Annotated in this window: 8 protein-coding genes; 7 read left to right on the top strand and 1 reads right to left on the bottom strand. The window is 70.7% G+C overall.

What is annotated here, in order from left to right:
• Positions 1 to 222: 222 nt before the first annotated feature.
• The 3 genes from WG923_RS24500 (at position 223) to WG923_RS24490 (ending at position 5,262) form a co-directional block, all read left to right on the top strand.
• Positions 223 to 1,917, top strand: a complete 1,695-nt coding sequence (locus WG923_RS24500; protein ID WP_340353630.1) for a long-chain fatty acid--CoA ligase — start codon at positions 223 to 225, stop codon at positions 1,915 to 1,917.
• Between the two features lie 121 nt (positions 1,918 to 2,038).
• Positions 2,039 to 3,556: an ATPase domain-containing protein gene (locus tag WG923_RS24495; protein WP_340353629.1), complete on the top strand. Its 1,518-nt coding sequence runs from the start codon at positions 2,039 to 2,041 to the stop codon at positions 3,554 to 3,556.
• Positions 3,553 to 5,262, top strand: a complete 1,710-nt coding sequence (locus WG923_RS24490) for a response regulator (RefSeq protein ID WP_340353628.1) — start codon at positions 3,553 to 3,555, stop codon at positions 5,260 to 5,262. The genes WG923_RS24495 and WG923_RS24490 overlap by 4 nt, the downstream gene beginning before the upstream one ends.
• A gap of 94 nt (positions 5,263 to 5,356) precedes the next feature.
• Here WG923_RS24490 and WG923_RS24485 read toward each other — a convergent pair whose 3' ends face one another.
• Positions 5,357 to 5,824, bottom strand: a complete 468-nt coding sequence (locus WG923_RS24485) for a hypothetical protein (protein WP_340353627.1) — start codon at positions 5,822 to 5,824, stop codon at positions 5,357 to 5,359.
• Positions 5,825 to 5,921: 97 nt separating this feature from the next.
• On the opposite strand from WG923_RS24485, the gene WG923_RS24480 reads away from it, so the two are divergent.
• The 4 genes from WG923_RS24480 (at position 5,922) to WG923_RS24465 (ending at position 9,914) form a co-directional block, all read left to right on the top strand.
• Positions 5,922 to 7,214 (top strand): NAD(P)H-binding protein, encoded by a 1,293-nt coding sequence (locus WG923_RS24480; protein ID WP_340353626.1) that lies wholly within the window; start codon positions 5,922 to 5,924, stop codon positions 7,212 to 7,214.
• Positions 7,214 to 7,690, top strand: coding sequence for a DUF2269 family protein (locus WG923_RS24475; protein ID WP_340353625.1), 477 nt, complete (start codon positions 7,214 to 7,216; stop codon positions 7,688 to 7,690). The genes WG923_RS24480 and WG923_RS24475 overlap by 1 nt, the downstream gene beginning before the upstream one ends.
• 7 nt (positions 7,691 to 7,697) lie before the next feature.
• A complete protein-coding gene (locus tag WG923_RS24470) occupies positions 7,698 to 8,600 on the top strand; it encodes an NAD(P)/FAD-dependent oxidoreductase (protein ID WP_340353624.1) in 903 nt (300 codons plus the stop codon).
• A gap of 201 nt (positions 8,601 to 8,801) precedes the next feature.
• The gene (locus WG923_RS24465) at positions 8,802 to 9,914 is read left to right on the top strand and encodes a mandelate racemase/muconate lactonizing enzyme family protein (RefSeq protein ID WP_340353623.1); all 1,113 of its coding nucleotides are present in this window, start codon (positions 8,802 to 8,804) and stop codon (positions 9,912 to 9,914) included.
• Positions 9,915 to 9,924 lie beyond the last annotated feature (10 nt).

The raw sequence follows: 9,924 nt of genomic DNA, 5'->3' as shown, positions 1-9,924 counted from the left end.
GCCCCCCCCCCCCCCCCCCCCCCCCCCCCCCCCCCCCCCCCCCCCCCCCCCCCCCCCCCCCCCCCCCCCCCCCCCCCCCCCCCCCCCCCCCCGCCCCCGGAAGGCAAATCCACGCCACGAAACAACGAAACCCGTCCCCGACGCGACGCCCCGTCGGGCTTCTACGCATGCACTGCACACCAGCTTTCGACTAACGTTCCCCGCTTCAGGACCCAAGCAACCATGCCCCGCCCGCATCACCAGTTCTGGCCCCGCCGCCTGCCCCACGCGCTCACGCTGCCTGCCACGTCCCTCTGGGACAACCTCGCCACCAGCGCCCGGCGCTACCCCGACAAGCCGGCGATCGTGTTCTTCGGGCGGGTGCTTGCGTACGCGGAAGTGCAGCGCCAGGCCGAACGCCTCGCCGCCCGCCTGCACGCGCTGGGCGTGCGCAAGGGCGACCGGGTGATGCTGGACATGCAGAACTGCCCCCAGCTGCTGATCGCGCACTTCGCCATCCTGCGCGCCAACGCGGTCGTCGTGCCGGTCAACCCGATGAACCGCGCGGAGGAATTGAAGCACTACATCACCGATCCCGACGCCAAGGTCGCCATCACCACCGGCGACCTCGCGCCCGAGATCGCCAAGGCCAACGCGCAACTGCCCGAGGCCGACCGGCTCGCACACCTGATCGTCACGCAGTTCACGGATGCCTTCGATCCCGCCGCGCCGCACACGGGGCCGATGCCGGAGACCTGGAAGCCGTGGCTGCTCACGCGCCATCCGCTGCCCGCGATCCCCGGCGGCAGCGTGATCGCGTGGAGCGACGCCATCGCCAACGACCTGCCGCTGCCGCCGCTCGAAGTCGGCCCGGCGGACCTCGCGGTGCTGCCCTACACCAGCGGCACGACGGGCAACCCCAAGGGCTGCATGCACCCTCACCGCAGCCTCATGCACAACGCGATGGCGAGCTGCTTCTGGGGCAACGCCACGCCCGAAGCCGTGACGCTGCTGGTCGTGCCGATGTTCCACATCACCGGCATGGTGAGCCTGATGCACGCGAACATCTACATCGGCGCCACCATCGTGATGATGCCGCGCTGGGACCGCGACGTCGCCGGCTGGCTGATCTCCAACTGGAAGGTCAGCTCCTGGACCAACATCCCGACGATGGTGATCGACCTGCTCGCGAGCCCGAACTTCGCGCAGTACGACCTCTCCAGCCTGCAGCACATCGGCGGTGGCGGCGCGGCGATGCCGCAGGCCGTGGCGCAGCGCCTGCAGGAGCAGTTCGGCCTGAGCTACGTGGAGGGCTACGGCCTCACCGAAACGGCCGCACCGTCGCACAGCAACCCGCCGGACGCCCCCAAGCAGCAGTGCCTGGGCATCCCGTTCCTGAGCTGCGACGCGCGCGTGGTCGACCCGGACACGTTCAGGGAACTGCCGCCCGGCGAGCAGGGCGAGATCATCATCCACGGCCCGATGGTGTTCGACGGCTACTGGAAGCGCCCCGAGGCCACGCAGGCCGCCTTCATCGAGTTCGAGGGCAGGCGCTTCTTCCGCTCGGGCGACCTCGGACGCACCGACGAGGACGGCTACTTCTTCCTGACCGACCGGCTCAAGCGGATGATCAATGCGTCCGGCTTCAAGGTGTGGCCGGCGGAGGTGGAAGCGCTCATGTTCCGCCACCCCGCGATCCAGGAAGCCTGCGTGATCTCCGCGCGCGACAGTTACCGCGGCGAAACGGTCAAGGCCGTCGTCGTGTTGCGTCCCGGCCACCGTGGCCAGGTCAGCGAACAGGACATCATCGACTGGTGCCGCGAGAACATGGCGATCTACAAGGTGCCGCGCATCGTGCAGTTCGTCGACGCGCTGCCCAAGAGCGGCAGCGGCAAGGTGATGTGGCGTTCGCTGCAGGAAGCCGAAGCCCGCGGCTGACCGCAGACGCCGACGCCGGACGCCGGCGGCCCCAAGTGTCGGAAACTGCCTACATGGGGGGCCCTGCGCAGCCGTTAGGATTTCCGCGCAGCCGCACGTCGTGAGCGGCTATTGGCACTGGATGAGACGCAACAGACCGACCGCCCCCGTTCCCGACCAGGGCCGCGCATCGACCGGCATCCCTGGGCTGGACCACGTCCTCGGCGGCGGGCTTCCACTCAATCACCTGTACCTCGTGGAGGGCAATCCGGGTTCGGGCAAGACCACGCTGGGCCTGCAGTTCCTGCGCGACGGCGCGGCCCGTGGCGAAAAGGGGCTGTACGTCACGCTCTCCGAGACGGCGCAGGAGTTGCACACCGTCGCCGCCTCGCACGGCTGGAGCCTCGACGGCATCGAGCTGTTCGAGCTGGTGAGCGACGAAGGCCTGGGGGTCGAGGCGGAGCAATCCATCCTGCATCCGTCGGAGATCGAGCTGGGCGAAACGGTGCGCGGCGTGATGGGCGTGGTGGAAAGCCTGAAGCCCGAGCGCGTGGTGTTCGACAGCCTGTCCGAGATGCGCCTGCTGGCGCAGAACCCGCTGCGCTATCGCCGCCAGGTGCTGGCGCTGAAGAAGTTCTTCGCCGAGCAGGGCTGCACCGTGATGCTGCTGGACGACCGCACCAGCATGGGCAGCGACAGCGAGCAGCAGTTGCACAGCATCGCGCATGGCGTGATCGCGATGGAACAGGCGGTGGACCAGTACGGCCCCGAGCGCCGGCGGCTGCGCGTGATCAAGATGCGCGGCATCAAGTACCGCGGCGGCGAGCACGACTTCGTGCTGGACACCGGCGGCATCGCGGTGTTCCCGCGGCTGGTGGCGGCCGAACACCGCATGCAGCCCCAGGCCAGGGTGGTCGGCACCGGCATCGACAAGCTCGACGCGCTGATGGGCGGCGGGCTGGCCTGCGGCAGCAACACCCTGTTCATCGGCCCTTCGGGCGTCGGCAAGACCACCACGGCGCTCGCCTGCACGCTGGCGGCCCTGCGCCGCGGCGAACGGGCGGCGTACTACCTGTTCGACGAAGGACTGTCGACGCTCGTCATCCGCGCCAAGGCGCTCGGCATGGACGTGCAGGAGTACCTCGCGGCCGGCCAGCTGAAGATCGTCCCGCTCGACCCGGCGGAGGTCTCGCCCGGCGAGTTCTCGCACATGGTGCGCGCGGCCGTCGAGGAAGACGCGGCCACCACCATCGTCATCGACAGCCTCAATGCCTACCTGCAGGCGATGCCCGGCAGCAAGCACCTGATGCTGCAGATGCACGAGCTGCTGACCTACCTGAACCACCACAACGTCGTGACCATCCTGGTCCTCGGGCAGCACGGGCTGCTGGGCGAGATGCGCGCAGAAGTGGACATGAGCTACCTGAGCGACGCGATCCTCCTGTTCCGCTTCTTCGAGGCGCGCGGCCACCTGCTCAAGGCGGTGTCGATGGTCAAGAGCCGTACCAATTTTCACGAGCCGACGATCAGGGAGTTCCGCATGAGCCCGCAGGGCGTGGAGGTGGGCCAGGCGCTCACCGATTTCGAAGGCGTGCTCAGCGGCGCCACGGTGTACCGCGGCAACATCCCCCTGCTGGGCGACCGGAAGGGCACGCGATGAAGGAACTGCGGGTCCTGATCCACGCGCCGCGCGGGCGCGACGCCTCCGTGGTGCAGGGCGTGCTGCAGCACCAGCACGTCGACTCGCAGGTGTGCGCCACCGAGGAGGAACTGCTGCAGGCGCTGATGGAAGGCGCCGCCGCCGTGATCCTGACGGAGGAAGCGCTGCCGCAACTGCACTCCGACGATCGCCTGCTCGAATGGCTCAAGTCGCAGCCGCCGTGGTCCGATTTCCCCTTCGTCGTGCTCGCCACCAAGCGCGAGGGGCGGCGGCCGGAGAAGGACCTGCGCTCCCTGCACAGCCTGGGCAACTTGGTACTGCTGGAGCGGCCGCTCAACGCCGAGACCCTCGCCAGTGCCGCCGAATCGGCGGTGCGCGCGCGCCGGCGCCAGTACGCGGCGCGCGAGCACCTGGAGGAACTCAAGCGCACGCGCGGCGAACTGGAACGCCTGAACGGCGAACTGGAAGACCGCATCCTGCTGCGCACCCGCGAGCTCGCCAGCGCCAACGATCGCCTCATGAAGGAGATCAACGAACGCGAGCGCGCGCAGGCCGCGCTGACGCAGGTGCAGAAGATGGAGGCGATCGGCCGGCTGACCGGCGGCATCGCGCACGACTTCAACAACCTGCTGCACGTGGTCAACATGAACCTCGAGCTGGTCTCCCTCTACGCCAAGGAGGAGAAGGTCAAGCCCGTGGTCGAGAGGGCCAAGAGCGCGGCGCGTCGCGGCGCCCGCCTCACCAACCAGCTGCTCTCGTTCGCGCGCAGCCAGTCGCTGCTGCCCAAGCTCACCCGCGTCAACCAGCTGCTGCTGGGGATGAAGGACCTGCTGGAGATCTCCGTCGGTTCCGGCGTGGAGGTGGAACTGGACCTGTGCGAGGAAGATGCCACCGTGGTGCTCGATCCGAGCCAGATGGAGATGGCGATCCTGAACCTCGCCGTCAACTCGCGCGACGCGATGCCGCAGGGCGGCAAGCTGAAGATCACCACCGGCACGCGCTTCCTCGACGACGACCGCGACCTGGCCGCGGGCGACTACGTGCTGGTGAGCGTGACGGACAGCGGCGCCGGCATCCCGCCCAACATCCTGCCCAAGGTGTTCGATCCGTTCTTCACCACCAAGCCGGTGGGCCGGGGCACCGGGCTGGGCCTGAGCCAGGTGTACGGCTTCGCCCGCCAGTCCGGCGGCCTGGCGCGCATCCGCAGCGAGGAAGGCCAGGGCACGACGGTCGAAATGCTGTTCCCCGAAGCCGACGCCGACGCCGACGAACAGGTCGCGAGCAAGCAGCAGCCGGCGGTGCCGGCGCTGGCGGGCGCCTGCCACATCCTGGTGGTGGAGGACGACCCCGACGTGCGCCGCGTGATCGTGGAGTGCCTGAGCCTGATCGGCTACAAGGTGACCGAGGCGGCGAACGGCAGCGAAGCGCTGGCCTCGCTGGCGGCGGCCAGGCCCGACCTGATGGTCGTCGATTACGCGATGCCGGACATGACCGGCGCCGAGGTGATCTCGGAGTCGCGCAAGATGGTGGGCGACCTGCCTGTGATCCTGGCCACCGGCTATGCCGACATGGCAGCCGTGGAGCGCCTGGCCGGCAGGCCGCGCATCCTGCGCAAGCCCTTCGACATCGCGGCGCTGGGAGACGCGGTCAGCAGCGTGCTGGAGGCCGCGCGGGAGAAGGCGGAGGCGGAGGCGGGGAGCGTCTGACTGCCATCCCCGCGCAGGCGGGGGCCCAGGGAACGCGCGCAGCGCGTGAAGACGCAAGCCCTGGATTCCCGCCTTCGCCGGAATGACGGCCTTGCTATCGCCTGGCCTTCATCACCAGCGTCCCGACCGCGATGCCCAGCGCGAAGAACGCGTACACGTTGGACATCTCCGGCCGGCCCAGGCGGTGCTCGAAACCGGGCGTCAGGCGCTTCGGCGTGAGCTGGTAGTCGACGATGGCTGCCACCGTGGCGAGGGTCACCGCGCCGGCCACCGCCGGCAGCGGCTCCTTCGCCTCCTCGCGCGCACCCCAGGCCTTCGCGTACAGCACGCCCCAGAAGATCGACGCGGCGTGGTGCGTCAGGTAGCCGGTGAGCGTGTAGAGCAGGCTGGCCTGGTCCTGCCGCAGCGCGCGGTCGCCGAAGAACCAGTGGCTGACCGCGTTCACGGGCGCGGCGGGCTGGCCGCGGCGATGGCCGGCCCAGGCCAGGTAGGCCGCCGAGAAGGCGCTGGCGAGGCTGCCGGACACGAGGCCCTCGCGAAAGGCTTGTTTCCAGGTTGGCATGGGCGCAGTCTAGGCAAGGCCGCGCATCCCGGGGGTCCACGCTCTCAAGGCGTAACGCGTTCCCATGGGCGTCGGCGCTGGCTAGACTTCGCCTGCCATGCGGGTCCTGCTCACGGGTGCCACGGGGTTCATCGGCCGCGCCGTCGCGCAGGCCTTGCGCCAGCGCGGGCACACGGTGGTGCCGGCCACGCGCCGGCCGCCACCCGGCGGGGAGGAATACGTGCAGGCGGACTTCGCGAGCGTGCCTTCGCGCGAATGGTGGCTGCCGCGGCTGGCCGGCATCGATGCGGTCGTCAACGCGGTCGGCATCCTGCGCGAGCAGGGCGACCAGACCTTCGAGGCGCTGCATCACCGCGCGCCCGCCGAACTTTTCCACGCCTGCGACGCCGCCGGCGTGAAGAGCGTGGTGCAGGTTTCCGCCCTGGGGGCCGACGCCAGCGGCCGCACCGGCTACCACCGCAGCAAGAAGGCCGCGGACGACGTGCTGCGCTCGCTGCCGCTGCGCGCCGCGATCGTGCAGCCCTCGCTGGTGTACGGGCCCGGTGGCCCCAGCGCGGGGCTGTTCGACAAGCTGGCCGTCGCGCCGGTGCTGCCCTTCCCGGACGGGGGGCGCATGACCGTGCAGCCGGTGTACCTGGCCGACGTGGTGGAGGGCATCGTGCGGCTGGTGGAGGAGCCGCCGGAGGAGGTGGTCACGTACGCGTTCGCGGGGCCGCAGCCGGTGGCGCTGGCCGCCTACCTGGGCGCGCTGCGCGAGGCGATGGGCGAAGCGGGGCGCCAGTGGATCGTGCCGATCCCCGCGGCCTTGTTCCGCGCCGCCGCCACGGTGGCGGGCATGGTGCCGGGCAGCATGCTCGATCGCGACACGGCCGACATGTTGCTGGCCGGCAACGCCACGCCGGACAACGGGCTGCCCCCGCTGCTTCGGCGCGCGCCGCGCGCACCCCGCGACTTCATCGCGCCCGTGCTGCGCGAGGGCGCCCGCCGCGAGGCGGCGCTGGACCTGTGGCTGCCCGTGCTGCGGCTGGCACTCGCCTTCCTCTGGATCTGGACAGCGATCGTCTCCTTCGGCCTGTACCCCGTGAGCGACAGCCTGGCGCTGCTGGCGCGGGTCGGCCTGCATGGTGCACTGGCGACAGTCGCCCTGTATGGCGCGGCGCTGCTGGATCTGCTGCTGGGCCTGCTCACGCTGGCCGCGCCCGCGCGCTGGCGGCGCGGGGTGTGGCTGGCGCAGCTGGCGCTGGTCGGCGCCTACACGGTGCTCATCTCCATCTTCCTGCCCGAATACTGGCTGCATCCCTACGGGCCGGTCACCAAGAACCTGCCCATCCTTGCACTCATCGCGCTGCTCTGGTCGCTGGAGCCGCCGGCGCGCGGGAGAAGGGATTGATGGATTACATCGTGGTGAAGTGGCTGCACGTGCTGTCGTCGACGATCCTGTTCGGCGCCGGCATCGGCTCGGCCTTCCACCTCTTCGCCGCCTCGCTGCGGGGGCACACGGCGGGGGCGGCGGGGTCGGCACGCAACGTCGTGGTTGCCGACTGGATGCTCACCACGCCGGCGGCGGTGGTGCAGCCGGTGACGGGGCTGTGGCTGGTCGACCGGCTGCAGATCCCGATGTCCACGCCGTGGGTCGCGTGGTCGCTGGCGCTCTATGCGGTCGCCATCGGCTGCTGGCTGCCGGTGGTGCGGATCCAGATCCGCATGCGCGACGTGGCCGTCGCCGCCGAAGGCGCGCGCGAGCCGCTGCCGCGCACGTACCGGCGCCTGTTCCACTGGTGGACGGGCCTCGGCTTCGCCGCGTTCTTCCCTTTCGTGTTCATCTTCTGGCTGATGGTGGCCAAGCGCCTGCCGTGGGCCGGCTGACATCGCCATGCGCCAAGAAGAAGTCCTGGACTGCCTGATCGTCGGCGGCGGCGCCGCGGGCCTGACCGCCGCCGTCTACCTGGGTCGCTACCGCCGCCGCGCACTGGTGCTCGATTGCGGCGGCAGCCGGCTGCGCAAGATCCCGCGCACGCGCAACGTGCCCGGATTCCCCGACGGCATCGAAGGCCCCGAACTGCTGCGCCGCATGCAGGAGCACGCGGGCAAGTACGGCGTGCCGACCGCGCACACCGAGGTGCAGCGGATCACGAAGCTCGCGGACGGCAGCTTCCGCGCCGAGAGCGCGGAGGGCGCCTGGCGGGCCCGCTTCGTGCTGCTGGCCACCGGCGCGCGCGATGTCGAGCCGGAGATCGAGGGCCTGCACGACGCCATGCTGGCCGGCCAGGTGCGCTATTGCCCCGTGTGCGACGGCTTCGAGACGCAGGACCAGCGTGTCGCCGTGCTCGGTCGCGCCGGCCACGGGCTGCGCGAATCGCTCTTCATCTCCGGCTTCGGCAACGAGGTGACGTGGCTGTCCATGGCGACGCAGGAGGAGGTGGGCATGCCGGAGCTGGCGCGCCTGCGCGAAGCCGGCGTGCGCCTCGCCGACAGTCCGCCGCACCGGATCGAATGCGGCGTCGACAACTGCGGCGTGCGGGTGGAACTGCAGAACGGGCAGGTGCTGGCGTTCGACACGCTGTATCCCGCGCTGGGCCTGCACCATGCGTGCGACCTCGCCACCGCGCTGGGCGCGCGCTCACGCCCCGACGGCCAGCTCGAAGTGGACGCGCACCAGCAGACCACGATCGCCGGCCTCTATGCGGCCGGCGACGTGGCGATGGACCTGAACCAGATCAGCGTCGCGACCGGGCATGCGGCGATCGCGTCGACGGCGATCCACAACCGGCTGTAGGCGGGTGGGCCCTGCTGCAGCGACGTTTGGAGACTCTGTGCCCCCTTCGAAGTGCGGGGTACGTCGCGGCAGGCGCGGCGCGGTGCGGGCCCGCGGAGGCGGACAGGGACCCGTCCTGGTCCGGTCCGCAGGCCACCGGATGCGATCGCAACCTGCGGTCCGGCCCAGCCGGTACCATGGCGCACCACAGGCGGAGCCCGCATGAAGATCACCGGCGTCGAACCCTTCATCCTGCACGTGCCCGTCACGGGTTCGCAGATCGCGGACAGCACGCACAGCATCACGCACTGGGGCGTGGTGGGCGCGCGTATCGATACCGACGCGGGCCTGGCGGGCTACGGCTTCACCGGCACGCACGCCCACCTGCCCGGTGACCAGCTGATCACGCGCTGCATCGCGACCTGCCATGCGCCGCTGCTGGTGGGCGAGGACGCGCGCGAGGTGGGCAAGCTGTGGCACAAGCTGGCGCGCAACCCCGCGCTGCAGTGGATCGGCCGCGCCGGCATCACCACGCTGGCCCAGGCCGCGATCGACGTGGCGCTGTGGGACCTGAACGCCAAGGCCCAGGGCGTGCCGCTGTGGAAGCTGCTGGGCGGGCCGGCGCGCGACAAGGTCCGCGCGTACAACACCGACATCGGCTGGCTCTCGATCGCCGACGCGGACCTCGTGAAGGGCGCGGTGCGCGCGGTGGAGCAGGGCTTCACCGGCATCAAGATCAAGGTGGGATCGACCGTCGAACGCGACATGCGGCGGCTGGCCGCGGTGCGCGCGGCGGTCGGCGCGGAGGTGACGCTCGCCGTCGACGGCAACGGCAAGTGGGACCTGGCGACCTGCCTGCGCTTCTGCCGCGGCGCCGAGGAGCACGACGTGTACTGGTTCGAGGAGCCGCTCTGGTACGACGACGTCAAGGGCCACGCGCAGCTCGCGCGCGCCACGCGCATCCCGGTGGCGCTGGGAGAGCAGCTGTACACGCAGGACGCCTTCGCCGAGTTCTTCCACCAGCAGGCGATCCATTGGGTGCAGCCGGACGTGACGCGCATGGCCGGCCTGACCGAGGTGCTGCGCGTGTGCGATGCGGCGCATGCGTACCGCCTGCCGGTGGCGCCGCACGCGGGCGACATGAGCCAGGTGCACGTGCACCTCGCCCACGCGCATCCCGCGGTGCAGGTGCTGGAATACATCCCCTGGATCAAGGACTGCTTCACCGAGCCGGCCGAGGTGGCGGCGGGCTTCTTCCGCCGGCCGCAGCAGCCCGGGGCCGGCACGACGCCGACGCCGCAGGCTTGGGAGCGCTTCCGGCAGCCTGCCGCATGAGCGCCGCCCG

This window comes from Ramlibacter sp. AN1133 (assembly GCF_037890035.1).
In the GTDB taxonomy this organism is placed as follows: domain Bacteria; phylum Pseudomonadota; class Gammaproteobacteria; order Burkholderiales; family Burkholderiaceae_C; genus Ramlibacter.
Note: the sequence above shows the minus strand (reverse complement) of the source record. Positions and strands in the feature narration are given on the sequence as shown.

Excerpts from the sequence above, each read along its gene's own strand:
- WG923_RS24500 (WP_340353630.1), top strand. The coding sequence starts at position 223 with ATGCCCCGCCCGCATCACCAGTTCTGGCCCCGCCGCCTGCCCCACGCG.
- WG923_RS24495 (WP_340353629.1), top strand. The coding sequence starts at position 2,039 with ATGAGACGCAACAGACCGACCGCCCCCGTTCCCGACCAGGGCCGCGCA.
- WG923_RS24490 (WP_340353628.1), top strand. The coding sequence starts at position 3,553 with ATGAAGGAACTGCGGGTCCTGATCCACGCGCCGCGCGGGCGCGACGCC.
- WG923_RS24485 (WP_340353627.1), bottom strand. The coding sequence starts at position 5,824 with ATGCCAACCTGGAAACAAGCCTTTCGCGAGGGCCTCGTGTCCGGCAGC.
- WG923_RS24480 (WP_340353626.1), top strand. The coding sequence starts at position 5,922 with ATGCGGGTCCTGCTCACGGGTGCCACGGGGTTCATCGGCCGCGCCGTC.
- WG923_RS24475 (WP_340353625.1), top strand. The coding sequence starts at position 7,214 with ATGGATTACATCGTGGTGAAGTGGCTGCACGTGCTGTCGTCGACGATC.
- WG923_RS24470 (WP_340353624.1), top strand. The coding sequence starts at position 7,698 with ATGCGCCAAGAAGAAGTCCTGGACTGCCTGATCGTCGGCGGCGGCGCC.
- WG923_RS24465 (WP_340353623.1), top strand. The coding sequence starts at position 8,802 with ATGAAGATCACCGGCGTCGAACCCTTCATCCTGCACGTGCCCGTCACG.